Source organism: Mycobacterium sp. NGS16 (assembly GCF_059813225.1).
Genome location: NZ_JCALEE010000002.1, coordinates 434,048 through 452,170 on the forward strand (window position 1 = coordinate 434,048; position 18,123 = coordinate 452,170).

The 18,123-nt window shown below is 64.9% G+C and carries 17 protein-coding genes and 2 pseudogenes; 6 read left to right on the forward strand and 13 right to left on the reverse strand.

Annotated elements, in window-relative coordinates:
* Both AC5Y4Q_RS07695 and AC5Y4Q_RS07700 read right to left on the reverse strand, forming a co-directional pair.
* Window positions 1-849, reverse strand: a complete 849-nt coding sequence (locus AC5Y4Q_RS07695) for an MlaE family ABC transporter permease (RefSeq protein WP_499958552.1) — start codon at window positions 847-849, stop codon at window positions 1-3.
* A 13-nt stretch (window positions 850-862) separates the two neighbouring features.
* Window positions 863-1,675: an MlaE family ABC transporter permease gene (locus AC5Y4Q_RS07700; RefSeq protein ID WP_065018996.1), complete on the reverse strand. Its 813-nt coding sequence runs from the start codon at window positions 1,673-1,675 to the stop codon at window positions 863-865.
* A gap of 252 nt (window positions 1,676-1,927) precedes the next feature.
* On the opposite strand from AC5Y4Q_RS07700, the gene AC5Y4Q_RS07705 reads away from it, so the two are divergent.
* The 3 genes from AC5Y4Q_RS07705 to AC5Y4Q_RS07715 all read left to right on the forward strand — a co-directional run bounded on the left by AC5Y4Q_RS07705 (window position 1,928) and on the right by AC5Y4Q_RS07715 (window position 5,507).
* The gene (locus tag AC5Y4Q_RS07705) at window positions 1,928-2,701 is read left to right on the forward strand and encodes an SDR family NAD(P)-dependent oxidoreductase (protein ID WP_125225103.1); all 774 of its coding nucleotides are present in this window, start codon (window positions 1,928-1,930) and stop codon (window positions 2,699-2,701) included.
* Between the two features lie 51 nt (window positions 2,702-2,752).
* Window positions 2,753-3,205: a hypothetical protein gene (locus AC5Y4Q_RS07710; protein ID WP_125225079.1), complete on the forward strand. Its 453-nt coding sequence runs from the start codon at window positions 2,753-2,755 to the stop codon at window positions 3,203-3,205.
* A gap of 151 nt (window positions 3,206-3,356) precedes the next feature.
* Entirely contained in the window at window positions 3,357-5,507 is a 2,151-nt protein-coding gene (locus tag AC5Y4Q_RS07715) for a cellulase family glycosylhydrolase (RefSeq protein ID WP_082956738.1), read from the forward strand.
* On the opposite strand, the gene AC5Y4Q_RS07720 is transcribed toward AC5Y4Q_RS07715, so the two are convergent.
* A complete protein-coding gene (locus AC5Y4Q_RS07720) occupies window positions 5,485-6,405 on the reverse strand; it encodes a carotenoid biosynthesis protein (RefSeq protein WP_499958555.1) in 921 nt (306 codons plus the stop codon). The two genes, AC5Y4Q_RS07715 and AC5Y4Q_RS07720, sit on opposite strands and share 23 nt — an antisense overlap.
* 36 nt (window positions 6,406-6,441) lie before the next feature.
* Here AC5Y4Q_RS07720 and AC5Y4Q_RS07725 point away from each other — a divergent pair, with 36 nt between their 5' ends.
* Complete coding sequence (locus AC5Y4Q_RS07725; RefSeq protein WP_064920468.1) at window positions 6,442-7,242, forward strand: DUF1906 domain-containing protein; 801 nt, start codon at window positions 6,442-6,444, stop codon at window positions 7,240-7,242.
* 246 nt (window positions 7,243-7,488) lie between these two features.
* On the forward strand, window positions 7,489-9,123 hold the full coding sequence (locus AC5Y4Q_RS07730; RefSeq protein WP_499958557.1) for an FAD-binding protein: 1,635 nt from the start codon (window positions 7,489-7,491) through the stop codon (window positions 9,121-9,123).
* Window positions 9,124-9,159: 36 nt separating this feature from the next.
* Here AC5Y4Q_RS07730 and AC5Y4Q_RS07735 read toward each other — a convergent pair whose 3' ends face one another.
* Window positions 9,160-11,337: a cellulase family glycosylhydrolase gene (locus tag AC5Y4Q_RS07735; RefSeq protein ID WP_499958559.1), complete on the reverse strand. Its 2,178-nt coding sequence runs from the start codon at window positions 11,335-11,337 to the stop codon at window positions 9,160-9,162.
* Between the two features lie 143 nt (window positions 11,338-11,480).
* Here AC5Y4Q_RS07735 and AC5Y4Q_RS07740 point away from each other — a divergent pair.
* Window positions 11,481-11,573 (forward strand): annotated as a pseudogene (locus AC5Y4Q_RS07740) (DUF1906 domain-containing protein); the annotation flags it as partial.
* A gap of 354 nt (window positions 11,574-11,927) precedes the next feature.
* Here the strand turns inward: AC5Y4Q_RS07740 and msrA are convergent.
* The 9 genes and pseudogenes from msrA to AC5Y4Q_RS07785 all read right to left on the reverse strand — a co-directional run bounded on the left by msrA (window position 11,928) and on the right by AC5Y4Q_RS07785 (window position 18,111).
* Window positions 11,928-12,446 (reverse strand): peptide-methionine (S)-S-oxide reductase MsrA, encoded by a 519-nt coding sequence (msrA, locus tag AC5Y4Q_RS07745; protein ID WP_109535662.1) that lies wholly within the window; start codon window positions 12,444-12,446, stop codon window positions 11,928-11,930.
* Window positions 12,443-12,934, reverse strand: a complete 492-nt coding sequence (msrB, locus tag AC5Y4Q_RS07750; RefSeq protein WP_064921846.1) for a peptide-methionine (R)-S-oxide reductase MsrB — start codon at window positions 12,932-12,934, stop codon at window positions 12,443-12,445. The genes msrA and msrB overlap by 4 nt, the downstream gene beginning before the upstream one ends.
* A gap of 43 nt (window positions 12,935-12,977) precedes the next feature.
* The gene (locus tag AC5Y4Q_RS07755; RefSeq protein WP_499958562.1) at window positions 12,978-13,748 is read right to left on the reverse strand and encodes an SDR family NAD(P)-dependent oxidoreductase; all 771 of its coding nucleotides are present in this window, start codon (window positions 13,746-13,748) and stop codon (window positions 12,978-12,980) included.
* 197 nt (window positions 13,749-13,945) lie between these two features.
* Window positions 13,946-14,356 carry a cupin domain-containing protein gene (locus AC5Y4Q_RS07760; RefSeq protein WP_064921844.1) on the reverse strand — a complete coding sequence of 137 codons (411 nt, stop codon included), beginning with the start codon at window positions 14,354-14,356 and terminating at the stop codon, window positions 13,946-13,948.
* Between the two features lie 46 nt (window positions 14,357-14,402).
* Window positions 14,403-15,161 (reverse strand): SDR family oxidoreductase, encoded by a 759-nt coding sequence (locus AC5Y4Q_RS07765; protein ID WP_064921843.1) that lies wholly within the window; start codon window positions 15,159-15,161, stop codon window positions 14,403-14,405.
* Window positions 15,162-15,231: 70 nt separating this feature from the next.
* Window positions 15,232-15,762 (reverse strand): cupin domain-containing protein, encoded by a 531-nt coding sequence (locus AC5Y4Q_RS07770; protein WP_235663919.1) that lies wholly within the window; start codon window positions 15,760-15,762, stop codon window positions 15,232-15,234.
* A gap of 16 nt (window positions 15,763-15,778) precedes the next feature.
* Window positions 15,779-16,048, reverse strand: a pseudogene (locus AC5Y4Q_RS07775) (SDR family NAD(P)-dependent oxidoreductase); the annotation flags it as partial.
* Window positions 16,049-16,210: 162 nt separating this feature from the next.
* Complete coding sequence (lpdA, locus tag AC5Y4Q_RS07780) at window positions 16,211-17,620, reverse strand: dihydrolipoyl dehydrogenase (protein WP_125225084.1); 1,410 nt, start codon at window positions 17,618-17,620, stop codon at window positions 16,211-16,213.
* Window positions 17,617-18,111 carry a YkgB family protein gene (locus AC5Y4Q_RS07785; RefSeq protein WP_065019020.1) on the reverse strand — a complete coding sequence of 165 codons (495 nt, stop codon included), beginning with the start codon at window positions 18,109-18,111 and terminating at the stop codon, window positions 17,617-17,619. The genes lpdA and AC5Y4Q_RS07785 overlap by 4 nt, the downstream gene beginning before the upstream one ends.
* Window positions 18,112-18,123: the final 12 nt, after the last annotated feature.

The following is an 18,123-nucleotide window of genomic DNA, read 5'->3' on the forward strand; positions in this document are numbered from 1 at the left end:
CTAACCGGACAGGTTGAAGTTGCCGTTGGAGCCGTAAACGGACAGTGACACCAGCAGAGTCACCGAGATTACGACGATGAGCGATGTCCGCACGGCGTTGCCGACGGCCAAACCCACGCCGGACGGCCCGCCGCCGGCGAAGTACCCGAAGTAGGTGTGCACGAGCAGCACCGCGAGGGCCATCAGGATGGCCTGCAGAAACGACCACAACAGGTCTTTGGGGTTGAGAAACGTCCCAAAATAGTGGTTGTACAGTCCGGCCGACTGCCCGAACATCACCACCGCGGTCAGCTTGCTGGCCGCGAACGACAGGATCACCGCGATGGAGTAGAGCGGCGCGATCGCCACCATTCCGGCCACGATGCGGGTGCTCACCAGGTACTCGACCGCGCGGATGCCCATGGTCTCCAACGCATCGATCTCTTCGTTGATCCGCATGGCGCCCAACTGTGCGGTGACACCTGCGCCGAAGGTGGCGGCCAGCCCGATGCCGGCGACCACGGGCGCAGATATCCGGACGTTGATGAAGGCGGCCAGGAAGCCGGTCAGCGCTTCGATGCCGATGTCGCCGAGCGAGCTGTAGCCCTGCACCGCCAGCGTGCCGCCCGCGGCGAGGGTGAGGAATCCGACGATGACGACGGTGCCGCCGATCATCGCCAAGGTCCCTGCTCCCATGCTGATTTCGGCGATAAGCCGAATAACTTCGCGGCGGTAGCCGGTGGCGGCGTGCGGCACACCCGCCAAGGCGCGGCCGTAGAAGGCAGTGTGGTCGCCGAGTCGGCTGAGGGTATCGATCGGTCGGTTCAGCTCCCGCGCCACCTGCGGGTACAGCACACGGAGGCCAGTCATCGTCGTATCCCGGCTAATCCGATGTCAGCTGGATGCCGATGGCGGTGACCACCACGTTGACCACGAACAAGGCCATGAAGGCGTACACCACTGTCTCGTTGACCGCGTTCCCCACCGCTTTGGCGCCGCCTCCACTGATCGTCAGACCGCGATAGCAGGCCACAACCCCGGCGATCAAACCGAACAGTGCGGCCTTCACGCAGGAGATGATGACCTCGGGAACTCCCGTGAGCAGCGTGATCCCGGCTGCGAAAGCCCCGGGATTGACGCCTTGGATAAAGATGGAGAAGGTGTATCCGCCCAGGATCCCGATGATGACGACCAGGCTGTTGAGCAGCAGCGCCACCACGCCCGACGCCAGCATCCGGGGCGCCACCAGCCGCTGCACGGGATTGATGCCGAGAACTTCCATCGCATCGATCTCTTCCCGGATGGTGCGTGACCCCAGATCGGCGCACATCGCCGTCGCCCCGGCGCCGGCCACGATCAACACCGTCACCATCGGACCGACCTGGGTGACCGCGCCGAACGCCGCACCGGCACCCGAAAGGTCCGCCGCACCCAATTCACGCAACAAGATGTTCAGGGTGAAGCTGACGAGAACGGTGAAGGGAATCGCGACCAGCACCGTGGGCATCAGCGACACCCGCGCCACGAACCAGGACTGCTCCAACAGTTCCCTGCCCTGAAAGGGCCGGTGGAACAGGAACTTCACCGCGTCGACCGACATCGCCAGCAGGCCGCCGACCGCCCGCAGCGGTCCGGATGTGCCGGCGCCGATCGTGGCCAGCCCCGAGTACCAGCTGTCGTGGGCATTACTCGCCATGTGCCGCAAAACCCTCCGGACCGAACGCCGTCGCTTATGCCGCCCGAGTCAGCGGCTTCCCAAGACGGTGACAGCCGAACATGACCGGCGACACGCTACGTCCCATCCACCGGGAAGGGTCACAGCGCCGGAGCGGCTGGGGCGGGAACGTAGCCTGCTGTCGACGTGCACGACCGATAAGAGCGACAGGAGTCTCCCGTGTCCCAGCCCACCGAACAGTCACCCGGCCTCTCGCGGTACGCCGGCCGCCGAGTGTTGATCACCGGTGGCGGTTCCGGGATCGGACAGGCATGCGTTCTGCGGATCCTCGCCGAGGGTGGCCGGGTAGTCGCCGCCGACATCAGTGCCGACGGCCTGGAGGACACCGTCGCGAAAGCCGGCGAGCTCGAGAGTCGCCTGTCGACCGTGGTGATGGACATCGGTGACGAACAGTCGGTCCGCGCCGGCGTCACCACCGCGGTGGAGTCCTTGGGCGGGCTGGACACCCTGGTCAACGCCGCAGGCATCCTGCGCTCCTCCCATTTGGCACAGACCACACTGGCTGACTTCGAGCAGGTGCTGCGGATCAACCTGGTGGGGACGTTCCTAGTAACACGTGAGGCCATCGGCGCGCTGCACGAGGGCAGGTCCCCGTCGGTCGTCAACTTCAGCTCGACGTCCGCGCACTTCGCTCACCCGTATATGGCTGCGTATGCGGCCTCCAAAGGCGGGGTGTTGGCGATGACCCACGCCTGGGCGATGGAGTTCGCGAAAGCCGGTATCCGGTTCAATTCGGTTCAGCCTGGTTCAATTTCGTCAGGAATGACCGACGGGACCGGCGCATCCCGGCAAAGCGTCGGCCCCGGGCTTCCCGAGGACGCCGATTTCACGCTGTTCGGCAAGGTGGCGCCGATGTTGCCGCTGGGCGGCGGCGCCATCTTCGCTGCCCCGGATGCAGTCGCGGGCGTGGTGGCGATGCTGGGAAGCGATGACGCCTCTTTCATCACCGGTACCGAGGTCCGGATTGACGGTGGCTCGCATATGTAAGGGCACCGGTGTTCGGCTGAGCGAGCCAGGTACGACCGACGGAGGACGGTAATGAAGGTCGCAGGTCTGCTGGGGGCGCTTGCTGCGGTTGTAACGACCGGGTTATTCGCCGCCCCGCCAACGCATTCCGAGCCGTTCTTCGCGAACTACCAACTTGTGTTGCCGGATCGCTTCGACTTCCACACCTGGACGTGGGCGGTATCGCACTGTGTGTCGGCGGCGGAGAACTGTGCGCACATCCAGGCGATTCCGATGCCGGTGGCCAAGGCGTTTGAGTACTCCGGCGACGCGCACCTCGCCGACGGGCGCTATACCCTGACCGTCGATGTACCGGACGGATTGCGCTGCGGCAACGTCTACTACGGGTCCCTCGTTTCAACGCGTGACGTGTACTCCTGGGACGCGACGACGTTGCAGGGGACGTTGACGTCGTCGCCGGCCAGTGGATGCGACGGCGGGCCCGGCGGTGTCCTCAGCTACCCGTTCAGCTTGGTTCGGCTGTGATCAACGGCACCGGGTCTGGCGGCGTTGCTCCCAGTGAGTGGAACGGTCCGTGTCTGACCGAGCCTTGCCTCTACATGCTTTATCGCTAGGCCCAGACCGAGGAAGGCCTGGGAAGAACCTGAAAGTCCCTACGGTGCATGGGAGATGGGCGATGTCCGGTCAGCGCAGCAACACCAACACCCCGCCACGAGATGTCCGGGCGGGCCGTCGGCGCGCCGTCAGCCTCGGTGCAAGCGCCGGCGCATTCGTGGCAGTCGGCCTGTCCGCGCTGTCCACCTCTGCTGCCGCCTATGCCGATGATTTCGGCTTTGGCGATTGGATCACCGACCTGTTCGGTCATCTCGATGACGGTTCGCTGGGGACTGCCGATGCGGTCGGGGATAACGGCGCGCTGGCCGCCCAAGCGGCGTTGGCCACCGTAGAGCCAGTCAGTACGGCTATGGACACCGTGACCGCCCCCGCAGAGGCCTGGTTCCAGCAGTTGATCTATGCGCCCATCCACACCGCCATCGAGGACTGGATCAACAGCCCGGTCGGTGAGCAGGTCGGCGGATTCATCAACCAGATCTCCGGGCAGTTCCTGATCGGCGACGGCGCGGACGGAACAGCAACGCACCCTGATGGCGGCGCCGGCGGATTGTGGTTCGGCGACGGCGGTGATGGCTACGACCAGAGTGGTAACGCCGGTGTGGCCGGCGGTGCCGGCGGCGACGCAGGCTGGTTCGGCGACGGCGGCGACGGCGGAGCAGGCGGCGCTGGTGCCGCCGGTGGTGACGGCGGCGACGGCGGAACTGTCTTCGGTATCGGCGGTGATGGCGGTAACGCCGGCGATGGAGGTGACGGGCTACCCGCCCTGGGCGGGGCCGGCGGCAACGCCGGCATGCTCGGTATTCACGGCACGGTCGGCCATTACGGCACCCTGGCCAGCGGCCCGCCAGTCCAGGACAGTGGCGGCTTGAGCACCACGGACTCCTGGCTCACCAACAGTGATGGGAAGGTCGTTATACCCCACGGGTTCAACTACTCGATGGAGTACGCCGGCACCGGCAGCGACAGCGAGGCCGTAATCAGCGACGCGAACGCAGCCTTCCTCGCCGACAACGGTTTCAATGTCGTGCGGCTGGCCATCTCCTGGGCCGCAGTGGAACCCGAACCCGGGGCGTTCAACGACGCCTACCTCGCGTCTGTCGATCAAACAGTACAAACCCTGGCTAGCCACGGCATCCGCACCATCATCGACATGCACCAGGACGCCTACAGCAGCGTGTTCGGCTATGACGGTGCACCCGCGTGGGCGGTGCAGGATGGTGGGCTACCCAACCCCTCGCTGTCCTTCCCGCTCGCCGTGTTCTTCAATCCGGCGGAGAACCACGCCTGGGATGCGTTCTGGGCCAATGCCGATACCTCAAACGGACTGGGACTGCAGAACCACTACGCGCTGATGTGGGAATACGTGGCGGCCTACTTCAAGGGCAACGCCGGCTTGGCTGGCTTCGAGATCATGAACGAACCCTACTCGGGTTCGCAGACCCTGCCGAGCCTCCTCGGCAGTCCCTTCTTCGAGGCCCAGCAACTTACGCCCTTCTACGACCAGGTGACATCAGCGATACGGTCCGTCGACTCCACGACGCCGGTCTTCTTCGAACCGAGCATGCTTCCGGCCACCGCGGGCTATCCCACCGCCCTGGGCACTGTGGACTTCCCCAACACCGTCTACTCGTTTCACGACTATTGCGAGTTCCCCTTAGGGGCACTCGGTTGTCTGCCTAACGTCGCCGGAATCGTGTCAAACGCCGCTACCTACGCCCAGGCACACAACATCCCGGCGTTCATGACCGAGTTCGGATTCAGCACCGACAACACCAGTATCGCCGCCACAATGCAGCCCGCCGACCAGAACATGATGGGCTGGGCGGAGTGGGCCTTCAGCGGACAAGGCCCCAACTCGTTGGTTTACGATCCCAGCCAGCCACCCGTCGGGGACAACGTCAACACCGCCCAGTTGGAAACACTGGCCCAGCCCTATCCGCAGGTGGTTGCCGGCACCCCCGAGTCGTATTCCTTCGACAACGGCACCTTCCACTTCAGCTACTCCACCGAACGCGTCGACGGCTCCGGGGACTTCCCCGCCGGCTCTCGCACCGAGATCGCGCTCCCGAAGATCCAATTCCCCGACGGGTATCAGGTGAGCGTCGTGGGCGGCCACGTCGTCTCCGATGCCAATGCACCGGAACTGGTCATCGCCTCCGACGCGGGAGCCACTACCGTCAATGTCACCGTTACGGCGTCACCGGCAACGTAAGGCGGGTCTGCGGTGCCGGGGTGGCGGCATACAGCCGCGCCACGCTGATCGCCACCACCAGGCCCATCGTGAACCATGCAGCGGCAGAACAGGTCGCATAGATATCGGATACCGGAACGACCCGGCCGCCTTGCAGCGTCGCGGTGGCATCACCTGCGCGCAGCATCTCCAGGTTGACCTGCAGGGCGAGTCCGAACCAGATGACGACCGGCATCAGCAGTGCCGATCGGGGCGAGGCAACGGGCTCCCGCCGCCACCGCCGTTCCAGCAACGAAAACAGCTGGAACAGCACCCATCCGGTGAACACCCAGCCGAAATAGTTACTCAACGGGACACCGAGAGCGCCACTTGGCGACCCATAGGAGTACAGCCCCCGCGCGTACGCGGCGATCGGATCGATCACCAGGTCATACCCGCCGAGGATGAGCGTGGCCACGACGGGCGTCACGACCACGGACACGCGCCGGTCGCGATACTCCCCCACGATCACCCGGGCCAGCACCCACGCCAGCCAGGCCAGCACCACCCAACCGAACACCACCGTGAACGGCACCCCGAGCAACCGGGGCCCCTCCAGGTGGTGAACGTAGGAGCCGAACGGGAAGCCGGTCGCCACACTGCATGCCTCGAAGCCGAACGCCACGACCACGGCGATCGTGAGGTAGCCGATGACGCCCGCGGGCTTGTACAGCGTGTGGGTATGCAGCACCACGAACACTGCCAGGCAGGCACCGTAACCGGCTTCGGCCCCAGCCTGTAGCGCCGATCCGCCACTTAAAGCCGCGATCATAGTCGCCGCCAACCAAAGCGCGACGAGACACCAGCCGGCCACGACCTGCCATCGAGTACGTGTCGACACGGGCGCATCGTATCTGTGGACCTCGCCCGGCGTGGGCACCATCGGTAACAGTAGCCACATTGTTAACATCGGGCGATGCCCGACAATCCGCTGCCCAGTCGCGCGTCGCGTCTGGTTTCCCGACGTGATGTGCTGCGGTACGCATCCGCCGCGGCGCTCACCGGGGCCGGCGCTGTATCCGCGGTCGCCAACACACCCCCGGCTTCCGCCGCCGCACCCACGCTGATCGACTACGCCATGCGCCAGATCCCGGCGCAGGACATCCGGGCAGCCGGCCATGCCGGGGTGATCAACTACGTATCGACGTCACGTCCCGGCTCGAACTTCGGCGCCAAACCGATCACCCGCCCCTATGCCGAGTCACTGACCGCCGCCGGACTGGTGATCGTCAGCAACTACCAGTACGGCAAGCCGGGCGGGACGGCACCGTCGGACTTCACCCGCGGCTACGCCGGCGGCGTCTCCGATGCGCAGACCGCCTGGAATCTGCACACCGCCGCCGGTGGCGGCCGCAGCGCGCCGATCTTCTTCAGCGTCGATGACGACATCAACCGTGACACGTGGAATAATGTTGCGCTGCAGTGGTTCCGGGGAATCAACTCCGTGATCGGAGTCCAGCGGACCGGTGTCTACGGGGGGGTCAACGTGTGTCAGTGGGCCGCCGCCGACGGGGTCATCGGGAATTCCCGCACCCCCGGTCACCGCTGGGCCTGGCAGACCCGATCTTGGTCGCGCGGGCAACGATTTCCTGGGGCGGTGCTGTTCCAGCGCATCGTGAGCACCGCGTCGACGCCCGGCCCGATCGTCGGCGGGATCGAGGTCGACGTCAACGACGTGCTGGCCCAGGACTGCGGGCAGTGGAACCTGCACCCGTGACGCCGCGAACCAGGCGGCGCTGGTAGACGAAGCGTCCCGGTAGTCGGGAGCCTGGCCGCGTAGCGTCGCGAATGGTCCTTAGTGTCACGTGCATGCGGCGCGACAACCGACGCCTGACGCCGACGCCGCGCCAGCGCCTTGCCGCCGCGGACCACAACCACTGATGGCCCCGCGCCGGTTTGGCGGGCAGACCATTCGCACACTGCGCGATCTGCCGCTGCAGCAGTCCGAAGACGAGGAACCATCATGAAATCGGCGGATCAGTACGATGTCATCGTCGTGGGCTACGGAGCGGCGGGGGTTTCCGCCGCTATCGAGGCCGCCGATGCCGGGGCGCGCGTGCTCGCATTAGACCGCGGGTACGGCGGAGGGGCAACCGCTCTTTCCGGCGGAATCATCTACGCGGGCGGCGGAACACCCGAACAGCGCGCCGGCGGCTACCGGGACACCGTCGAGAACCTGCGCGCATACCTACGGCAAGAAGTCGGCGATGCCGTCACCGCGGAGACGCTCGACCGATTCTGCGACCAAAGCCCGGCGATGATCGCTTGGCTCAAACACCAGGGTGTGGAGTTTCGGGGCGGCGAAGTCTCCGCCTACAAGACGTCGTACCCGACCGACCGCCACTATCTTTACTATTCGGGAAACGAGAAAGCCCACCCGTATGTCCAGCACGCGACACCCGCCCCGCGCGGCCACCGCGTTTTCGCCCCCCGCATGAGTTCGGGCAAGGTGCTCTACGAACGCCTAGGCGCATCAGCGAAAGCAAAAGGGGTGGATTTCATCCCCCTGGGCCGAGTAGATCGCCTCCTCATGGAAGACGGTCGCGTCGTCGGCGTCCGTTACCGTTCAATGGATCTGTCGCATCCGCATGTACGCCGCCATTCTGTACTCACCAGAGCCACCGGAAAGCTCGGCAACTGGCTGCCCGGCCTCGTCGAGGGCGCCGTGTCCCGGGCAGAACGCCTCTGGTCAGATGCCGCAGTCGAACGCACCGCGTATGGCCGCACCGTCATTCTGGCCGCCGGCGGATTCATCTACAACCGGGAATGGGTCAAGCAGTATGCGCCCGGATTCATGAAGGTCTCTCCGCTCGGCACACCAGGCGACGACGGCACGGGTATCGCTCTTGGCCTCGACGCCGGCGGCATGCTCGACAAAATGGAAAACGTCACGGCCTGGCGCTTTTTGGCGCCGCCCAGCGCCTTCCTCGAAGGCCTAACCGTCGGGACCGATGGAAGCCGGATCGCCAACGAGGACCTCTATGGCGCCACCCACGGCGACGTCCTCATGCGGCGATTCAACGGAGCCGGCTGGGCCGTCTACGACGCACCCACCTGGCGGAAGATCAAAGCGCAAGTCCGCGAACAGACCCAGCTGTTCCAGCGACTCCAGCTGATCTATCTCTTCACCACTGGACACAAGAAGGCCGACACCATCGAAGACCTGGCCCGTCGCAACGGCATCGACGCCGCCGGCCTCCGCCGCACGGTAGACGATTACAACCACAGCCTCCGCCGTGGCGACGGTGATCCTGCGCATAAGGCGGCGGAACTGTGCCGCCCTTTGACAGTCGGGCCCTTCTACTCGATCAACATTTCCGCCGACGCGTCGATGTTCTACCCGATCCCGGGGCTGACCCTCGGCGGACTCGTCGTCAACGAGAGCACCGGCGAACTGCTACATCGTGACGGCGGAACGATTCCCGGGCTGTACTCGGCGGGCCGCAATGCGGTCGGCATCTGCTCGAGCAGCTACGTCAGCGGGCTATCCCTTGCCGACTGCATCTTCAGCGGAAGGCGAGCCGGAGCGCATGCCGCGGGTATCGCCCTCGAGCGGTCGGCGCACCAGCAGACTGCCCACGACCAGCTCACCGATTAGCCAGGTCCGCCAACGCGATTGGCCGAATCCCTTGGTTTACCCCGTGGCCGCCGGGCTCACCGTGACGCTGACAGCGGTGGCGCCGGCATTCGAGGCGATGATCAGTGCCGGGGCGTTCGGCGCCGAAATGACCTCCCCGCCCGTCACGGTCACCTGATACCCGCTCGGGAATTCGACGGTTGGCACCGAGATAGTGGTCTGCGAGCCGGCGGCGAACGCGCCTGTGCCGTCGGCGTGCTCGGTGGAGTAGCTGAACTGGAAGACGCCGTTGTCGAACGACCAGGAGTTCGGTGTCCCGGCAACTACCTGAGGATAGGGCTGGGCGAGTGTCTCCAGGTTGGCGGTATTGACATTGTCACCGATCGGCGGCTGGGTGGGGTCATAGACCAAGTCGGGCGAGGTGCCGTCGAGGCCAACACCCGATTGTGGGCCGCCATAGACCCATGCCGTCCAGCCGATCATGTTCTGGTTGGCGGGAGGCAACGCAGCCGCAAGCGTTGACTGGTTGCTGGTGGAGCCGAACTCGCTCATAAACGCCGGGATATCATGCGCTTTCGCGTACGAAATAGCATTGTTCATGACTCCGGTGACGTCTGGCAGGCAACCCAGGGGACCGAGGTTCGCGTAGCAGTAGTCGTGGAACGACAAGACGCCGTTGGAGGCGTCCACGTCGCCCAACTGGATCGGCAGACCCGCCGTGGCGAGGATGTTTGGCTCGTAGAAGATCGGTGTAGTCGGGTCGACGGAGCGGATCGCCGACGAAACTTGGTCATAGAAGGGAGTGAGCTGCTGTGCGTCGAAGAACGAGCTGCCAAAAACGGTCGGCAGGAACTGAGAGCCCGGCAGTGGCTCGTTCATGATCTCGTAGCCGAGCACATTGGAGTTCCCATTGAAGTAGTTCGCCAGGTACTGCATCATCTGCGCGTAATGATTCTGCAGCCCAACCCCATCCGGTCCGGTGGTGTTCGCCCAGAACGCATCCACGGCGTGGTTCTGCGCGGGATCGAAGAACATGCTGAGCGGGAACGGCAAGTTGGCGCTGGGCAGTCCGCCGGTGTCGATCGCCCACGCGGGCCCCAGCTGCTGGTGCAGGTCGAGCAGGCTGACGATGTTGTGGTCCCCGAGGGTCTGCACGGTCTGAGCTATCGACGCCAGGTACGCGTCATCGAAGACGCCGGGCTGAGGCTCCAAAAGGGACCAGTCGACGCCAACCCGCACCGCGTTGAAGCCGTTGGCCGCCAAGAATGCGGCGTCGTCATCGCCGAACCCGACGCTGGCCGGCGAGCCCAGGGGCGGCACGATGATCACCTGATTGAACCCGTGCAGCGTGACAACCTTTCCGTCGCTGTCGGTGAACCAGGTCCCGGTCGTGCTCAAACCGTCGATGCTGCCAGATGGCGGTCCTCCAGGTAGCGTGCCGGCATTACCGACGTCACCGTGGACGCCCAGCATGCCGGCGTTGCCACCGGCCCCACCGAGGGCAGGCAATCCGCTGACGGTATCGCCGGCGCCACCGTCGCCGCCGTTGCCGCCGATACCGAGAAGCGATCCGCCATCTCCGCCATCGCCGCCACTTCCTCCGGCCCCGCCATCGCCGCCGTCACCGCCGTTGCCGAACCAGCCCGCGTCGCCGCCGGCGCCGCCGGCCACCCCAGCCTGAGTGCTATCCCAGCCCTGGCCACCGTCGCCAAACCACAAGCCGCCGGCACCGCCATCGGGATGTTCTGCCGTCCCGGCGGCTCCATCGCCGATCAAGAATTGCCCAGAGATCTGGTTGATGAACCCAGCGACTTCCTGACCGAAATCACTGCTGATCCAAGCCTCGACGGCGCTGTGGATCGGGTCGTAGATCAGCTGTTGGAACCACATGTCCGCCGGCACGCTGAGCATATCGGCGGCCGAGGCGATGCCGGCCACCGCCGATGCCTGATCAATGCCTTGGGCGCCAACGTCGAGCGCGCTGAAGAGACCATCGGCGGGAGCGCTGGCCACGGCCCCAGCTGCTGCCGTCGCATCACCGGCTCCACCGAACAGCTCAAGGATCCACTCGCCCAGGCCTAGGTCGTCAGCTTGGGCGAGCGGCGGTGCGGACAACGCCGTCATGCCAAACGCCAAGAATGTCCCGACGCCCGTGCCGAGGCCGACTCCGCGACGGCGCCGCTCTTCGGCACCCTTCGAGCGATGATTGCGCTTGTTTTCGCGGTGGCTGACCATCATCTACCTCCGATGCGACGCAGGGCATTCCCATATGTTGCTGAAACCGCGCTTAGCAGCACTTGTGGTGAAGCATGGAGTCGAGGAGTTAAGCGCGGAACGTCACGTTCCATTCAGTGGGAAGCCTGCGCCAGATGCCGGGACCGTCACCGGTACCGGTCGGCGGTATCGAGGTCTACGTCAATGACGTGCCGGCCCTGGACTGCGGGCAGTGGAACCTGCACCCGGTGAGGTGAGTTCCGCGCTACAGCATCACCACGACTTGCAGGATGTCCATAGCGGATCGGATCGGCCGGCCGCAGCTCGGGCACCGACCCGTGTGGCGGTACAGCAACCGGCCGAGGACCGACGGCTGCAATTCTCGCCAGCTGCACTCAGCGGTGTACTCAAACGCCGCGAGATGCTGGGCACACAAGTAGCCGCATGCATTGCCGTGCTCATTGCAGTCGAAGCGTTTGCAGTATCCCACCATATGGAACTCGACATACGCCGCTGCCGGCTCAGAACAGCGAAACCCGCTGTCCAGGAAGGCGACCCAGCATTCGGGGGTGAAATCGAGATGCTCGATCCCCAAGGGGTCGACTAGCGGCTTACGCACGGGAGTGACTCTTGCCGGGCAGCTTCCAGTCCGGCCGGATGAAGTGGCAGGTGTAGCCGTACGGGAAGTGCTGCAGGTAGTCCTGGTGCTCGGGCTCGGCTTCCCAGAATTCGCCGGCCGGGCTCACCTCGGTGACCACCTTGGCGGGCCACAGGCCCGAGGCATCGACATCGGCGATGGTGTCCAACGCGATCTGCCGTTGCTCGTCGTTGAGATAGAAGATCGCCGAACGGTAGCTGGAGCCGACATCGTTGCCCTGGCGGTTGACGGTGGTCGGATCGTGAATCTGGAAGAAGAACTCCAGGAGTGTCCGGTAGTCGGTCCTGTCCGGCCGGTAGGTGATCTCGATGGCCTCGGCGTGGCCGGGATGGTTGCGGTAGGTGGGGTGCGCGTTCTCTCCCCCGGTGTAGCCGACCCGGGTCGATACCACCCCGGGTTGTCTGCGGATCAGCTCCTGCATACCCCAGAAGCACCCACCGGCCAGGACCGCTACCTCGTCGCGCACCGTCATGGCCGGTCCTCGCGGACGGCCGCCGGGCCGCGCCGTACCGGAGCCGGTTTGGTGAACAGCTCCAGGTACTGCCCGTAGCCCTCGGCTTCGAGGTTGTCGCGGTGGATGAAACGCAATGACGCAGAGTTGATGCAGTAACGCAGGCCGGTTTCGCCCGGGCCGTCGGGGAACACGTGGCCGAGGTGGCTGTCACCGTGGGCCGACCGCACTTCGATGCGCTCCATGAAATGGCTGCGGTCGCGCCTTTCAACGATGTTGTCGGCCTCGATAGGCCGGGTGAAGCTGGGCCAGCCGGTGCCGCTGTCGAACTTGTCGAGGGAGGCGAACAGCGGCTCGCCGGAGACCACGTCGACGTAGATGCCGGGTTCCCTATTGGCCCAGTACTCACCGGAGAACGCTCGCTCGGTCCCGTTCTCCTGCGTCACGTGGTACTGCTGCGGATTCAATGCGTCGATCGCGGCCGCGTCCTTGCTGTACTGGTGCGACATATCTTCTCCTTTTGTCATCAGGTGCGCTGTGTGACCGGACTAGCTAGTTGTGGCCGGCCATGATGCCGCCGTCCACGTTGAGGATCGCGCCGGTGACCCAGCTGGCCTGGTCGGACAGCAGATAGGTGACCGCATTGGCGACATCGGCGGGCGTACCCACTCGCCCCAGCGGATGAAGCGGCGCAAACGTCGCCAGGGTGGCATCGATCTCGCCCTTCGGGATGAACCCTTCATACAGCGGGGTCTTGACGACCGCCGGTGCTACCGCGTTGACGCGAATGTTGTACTCGGCGAGCTCAATTGCGAGATTGTGGGTGAGCGCATGCAGCCCGGCCTTCTGCATCGAATACGCCGACGACGGCGTCAGCCCGATGGCCTGATGTGCCCACATGCTGCCGATGTTGACGATGGAGCCGCCTTCGCCGTTGGCGATCATGCCGGCAACGACGGTCTGCGTCAGGAAGAACAAGGCGTAGTTGAGGTCCATGTATGAGTCGTAGAACTGCGCGTCGTACTCGAGAAATGGTCTCGGGATGAAGAATCCGGCCGCATTGACCAGCAATGTCGCGTCGCGGTGCTCCTCGGCGAGCGCCCGCTGCACGTCGGCGACCGCGGCGCGGTCCGTCAGGTCGGCGGTGATCCCGCTGACCGTTCCGTGGCGGCCGGTCAGCGTGGCTACGGTCTCATCGACCCGGGTCTTGGAACGTCCGACGATCACGGCGCTGCCGCCGTGGTCGACGACGTCGGCCGCAACCTGCCGGCCCATCCCCGCGCTGCCGCCGACAACAATGACCTTCTTGGCCTCGAAGTGCATGCCTGGACTTCCCTTCCTGTCTGACAGTCGATGCCCGCGACGGCCCGTGGGTGCTGCCCCAAGTTCGCCGGGATCCGCTCCCGTCCGAGATTGCCGCCGATCGGGGTGAACCGTCATCACCCCCGTGCTCTGTTCACCCGGGTGATCGAGCCGAAAAAGACTCGCCTGTCGCCTTCCCGCTCGAGGGCCAGCCCGCGTCAGCTTGTGATGCGCAGGGCTTTACGGTCTTCGAGCTCCTCTTCGGTTGCCCATTCGCGGAGCGGCTTCCCGGGAACGAACAGCATTGTGAGTACGAAAGTGCAAGGGATGTCAGTCCGGTTGTTCGCGTCCTGATAGTGGATCTGATCGCCGCCGGGCGCCCAGAAGGCGTCTCCCGCGCGCAGGACGCGGGGAGCGTGACCTTCGAGCTCGAACAGCATCTCGCCGTCGATCATGTAACCGAATGCCGGCCCACCCGGAATGCGATGCGGCGGGTAGCCGGGGGCGCCCGGTGGATGGTTGATGACAACGGTCAGCACCTGGGCATCGTCGGGTATCGTCGGCGGTCGCACCTGTTGCACTACGGTGATCGTTGATTCCGAATGGGAGTCAGGCGGCTTATGCACCATCGGTTATCCCTCTTGTTATCGGCCGGTGGCCGTCGGCGGCCTAGCCTCAGCTGCGCGGGCTGAGGTGTGTCTCGATCCAGTCGGAGTATCGCGTGGTGAAGATGGTGGCGTTCTCCGCCGGCGCGAGGCTGTGATCGTCGATCACCGCTCCGAAGTACGGGGCCTGCACGTCGGTGACGACGCTGCGCCGATCGCCGACGGCGGCAAGGCCTTTGCGGACGAACTCGTCCATCGGCATTGTTTCCGGTCCCGCGATCTCGGTCACCCCATTGGTCGGTCGGCCGACTGCCGCTCGGGCCACAGCCGTGGCGACGTCGTTCGCCGCGATGGGTCTGAATGATGCCGGTGGCAGCGTGACAACATCACCGTCGGTAGCGGAATCGGCCAAGCCGACGGCGAATTCGTAGAACGGCGTGGCCCGCACGATCGAATAGGGCCGGCCCGACTCCCGGATCAGCTTCTCCTGCGCCGCCTTTGCGGTGTTGTAGCCGCTGTCCGGCATGACCTGCGCACCGACCACGGACAAGGCGACATGGTGTTCGACTCCGGCTTGCAACTCCGCGGAGAGCAGGTTCCTCGTCGTAGTTGTGAAGAAGTGCATCACGGGCTCATCGTCGAACAATGGCGAGTCGGCAACGTCAACCAGAGCATCGGCACCGGCAAGGGCCTGCGTGAGGCCCGCGCCGGTGAGCGCGTCAACCCCTGATCGTCGCGAGGCGGCAAGTACGTCGTGTCCCTGCACGCTGAGCTTGGACACCACTTTTGAGCCGATCAAACCACGGCCACCGATGACTACGATCTTCATGATCAGACCTTCCAGAGTTTTGCGTTCGACTGGCTGCCGGTGATCGAGCCTGCGTAGCGAAGCTCGTTTCTCACATGGGTTCGCCCGGGAATTTCAGGCCGAAGCGTCTGCACAGTTCCGGGACACTGTCGACATCCATCTCCAGGTCGTAGCGCGCACAGAGTTCATCGAGCTTCTCCGCCGATATCGTGTCCACACCGCCGAGGGCGGCGACGTCGTCGAAGAACTGCTCAAAGCCTGCGGGAGAGATGATCTCGAGGATACGGGCCGGCTCGTCACCGGCGTTCCAGAAGGTGTGCCACTGGCCTCGTGGCTTGAAGATGAAGTCGGCGGGTCCACCATGGAGCACTTCGTCGCCGAGCAGAGCGCCGATGCGTCCCTCGATGATCCAGCTGTACTCGTCCTCGTTGTGGTGGCGATGAAGCGGTGCGCCCAGCGCATGCGGCGACATCGGATGTTCGAGAACCGAGAAGCGACCGTCCGCCTGAGCCTTGTCGACGATGTGGCGGGCACCGATGGTGCCAAAGAACACGGATCTGCCTTCGGTGCGGCCGACAGACTTGGCCGGCGGGCCACCTGGCCTCAAAATGTCGTTTGTCATGTCAATCTCTCCCGGTTCAGTTGCGGCCGGCCATGACGCCGCCATCGACGTTGAGGATCGCGCCAGTGACCCAGCTGGCCCGGTCGGAGAGCAGGTAGGTGACGGCGTTGGCAACATCGGAGGGGACGCCGACCCGCCCCAGCGGATGAAAGGGCGCGAATGCGTCGAGCGTGGCATCGATCTCGTCCTTCGGCACCCATCGCTCCAGAGCGGGCGTCTTCACCGCGGCCGGTGCTACCGCGTTGACCCGGATGTTGTGCTCGGCGAGCTCGATTGCGAGATTGTGGGCGTCCGATGATCACCGCACTGCCACCGTGGTTGACGACATCGGCCGCGACCTGCCGCCCGATGCCGGCACTACCGCCGACAACAATGACCTTCTTTGACGCGAAATGCATTTCCGGGCTCCTTTCTGTCCTGGCGTCCCGACTACTCGGCCCTCGGTTGCCTACAGATTGATGGCACCCCCGGCCAGGGCGTGGAAGCATTCCTGCAGCCCTTCACCGAGTGTCGGATGGGTGTGGACGTTTCGCGCCAGTTCGGTGGCGGTGAGGTCCCAGAGTTGAGCCAACGTCAGCTCGGGGAGAAGCTCGCTGACTTCGCTGCCCACCAGATGCGCTCCCAGCAGCTCGCCGTGCGCATCGTCGGCAATCAGTTTGATGAAGCCGCCGCGGTCGCCCAGTCCGTGGGCTTTGGCGCTGGCCCGCATGGGGAAGGTAGCGACTCGAATCCGGTGGCCCGCGGTGCGTGCCTGCTCTTCGGTGTAGCCGAAGCTGGCGACTTGCGGCTGGCAGAAGGTGACTCGCGGCATCATCGGGTAGTTCAACGGCATCGTCTCGACCCCCGACATGGTTTCGGCGGCGATTACCCCTTGCGCCGAGGCAACGTGGGCGAGTTGGACTTTGGCGGTGACGTCACCGACTGCATAGATGTGCGGTTCGGACGTGCGCATGTGGTCGTCGACGTCGATGGCGCCCGTTGCGTTGAGAAGCACGCCGGCGGCGTCGAGCCTGATCCCTTCGACGTTGGGGCAGAAGCCAATGCAGATGAAGGCCCGGGTGGCCTCTGTGGTGGAGGATGTTCCGTCGGCTCCGGTATAGCTGACGGCGACGTGCCCGCCATGGTCGACAACTTTGTCTACCCGGGTGGAGGTACGGATCGTCATCCCGCGCCGCACGTAGTGGCGCTGGAGTTCCCGGGAGACGTCAGCGTCCTCGTTGGGGAGAACGCGGTCGGCGAATTCCAGTATCTCAACCTGCACGCCATAGCTGTGCAGGATGTAGGCGAATTCCATACCGATTCCGCCGGCTCCGATGATCACGATGGACTCGGGCAGTTCAGCGCTGAGGATCTGCTGTTCGTAGGTCACAATGTTGTCGCCGACAGCAACTCCGGGCAGCATGCGCACCCGCGATCCGGTCGCGATGACAGCGTGCCCGAAGGTCAGCGAGCGACGGCCTCCCCCAGGCAGCGCAACACTGAGGCTGTGCGGACCGGTGAAATGGCCACGGCCGTCGATCTCGGCGATGTTGTTCTTGCGCATCAGAAAATGCACGCCGCGGACCCGGGCGTCGGCGACTTCGCGGCTGCGCGACACGGCACGCGCATAGTCGAGACTCACGTCGCCGGAGATGCCGAAGGTAGCGGATTGGTGAGTGATGATGGAAGCGATCTCGGCGTGGCGCAGCAGCGCTTTTGACGGGACGCAGCCGGTATTGAGACACACCCCGCCCCAATAGCGCTCCTCGACGATCCCGACGCTCATCCCGAGTTGGGCGGCGCGGATAGCGCAGACATACCCTCCTGAGCCTGCGCCGAGGACGACGAGGTCGTAATGGTCCTTGGCCGGCGGCGTCATCTCGGGGCTCGGGTGGCGTCGACCGCATCCGCCAGCAGCCACAGCGCCAGGCCGAGCAGTGCGATGTCCTTCATCAAGAACTCCCCGTCGGCGGAGAGCACGGGAAAGCCGCCGGCAGACGCCTCACCGGTGCCGGGGGTCGTGACCATGAAACTCAGCGTGGTCACGAAGAACAAGGAGGCGACGATGCCGCCCGCCACGGACACCTTCGGGTACCACGGCTTGGCAGCCAGCAACACCGCGGTTATCAATTCCACTGATCCGTTCAATCGACCGAACGCATCGATGGACATGAAGTGGTAGACCCAGCTCATCGCGGGGCTGTTGGCCACCCAGTGTGAAATCCCGTCGGATTCATAGTGAGTGAACTTCATCGCGCCGAACCAGACCAAGACTATGACCAGGCCGTACCGTGCGAGCAGGGCCGCCATGTCGCTCACGCGAACCTGGACAGCCTCTTCCACCGTCGTTGTGGCCCCACCGCGTGACATACCGCCTCCGTT

Coding starts and splice junctions, on each gene's coding strand:
- AC5Y4Q_RS07695 (WP_499958552.1), bottom strand. CDS start 849: ATGACTGGCCTCCGTGTGCTGTACCCGCAGGTGGCGCGGGAGCTGAAC.
- AC5Y4Q_RS07700 (WP_065018996.1), bottom strand. CDS start 1,675: ATGGCGAGTAATGCCCACGACAGCTGGTACTCGGGGCTGGCCACGATC.
- AC5Y4Q_RS07710 (WP_125225079.1), top strand. CDS start 2,753: ATGAAGGTCGCAGGTCTGCTGGGGGCGCTTGCTGCGGTTGTAACGACC.
- AC5Y4Q_RS07715 (WP_082956738.1), top strand. CDS start 3,357: ATGTCCGGTCAGCGCAGCAACACCAACACCCCGCCACGAGATGTCCGG.
- AC5Y4Q_RS07725 (WP_064920468.1), top strand. CDS start 6,442: ATGCCCGACAATCCGCTGCCCAGTCGCGCGTCGCGTCTGGTTTCCCGA.
- AC5Y4Q_RS07730 (WP_499958557.1), top strand. CDS start 7,489: ATGAAATCGGCGGATCAGTACGATGTCATCGTCGTGGGCTACGGAGCG.
- AC5Y4Q_RS07735 (WP_499958559.1), bottom strand. CDS start 11,337: ATGGTCAGCCACCGCGAAAACAAGCGCAATCATCGCTCGAAGGGTGCC.
- msrA (WP_109535662.1), bottom strand. CDS start 12,446: ATGACGGTGCGCGACGAGGTAGCGGTCCTGGCCGGTGGGTGCTTCTGG.
- msrB (WP_064921846.1), bottom strand. CDS start 12,934: ATGTCGCACCAGTACAGCAAGGACGCGGCCGCGATCGACGCATTGAAT.
- AC5Y4Q_RS07755 (WP_499958562.1), bottom strand. CDS start 13,748: ATGCACTTCGAGGCCAAGAAGGTCATTGTTGTCGGCGGCAGCGCGGGG.
- AC5Y4Q_RS07760 (WP_064921844.1), bottom strand. CDS start 14,356: ATGGTGCATAAGCCGCCTGACTCCCATTCGGAATCAACGATCACCGTA.
- AC5Y4Q_RS07765 (WP_064921843.1), bottom strand. CDS start 15,161: ATGAAGATCGTAGTCATCGGTGGCCGTGGTTTGATCGGCTCAAAAGTG.
- AC5Y4Q_RS07770 (WP_235663919.1), bottom strand. CDS start 15,762: ATGACAAACGACATTTTGAGGCCAGGTGGCCCGCCGGCCAAGTCTGTC.
- lpdA (WP_125225084.1), bottom strand. CDS start 17,620: ATGACGCCGCCGGCCAAGGACCATTACGACCTCGTCGTCCTCGGCGCA.
- AC5Y4Q_RS07785 (WP_065019020.1), bottom strand. CDS start 18,111: ATGTCACGCGGTGGGGCCACAACGACGGTGGAAGAGGCTGTCCAGGTT.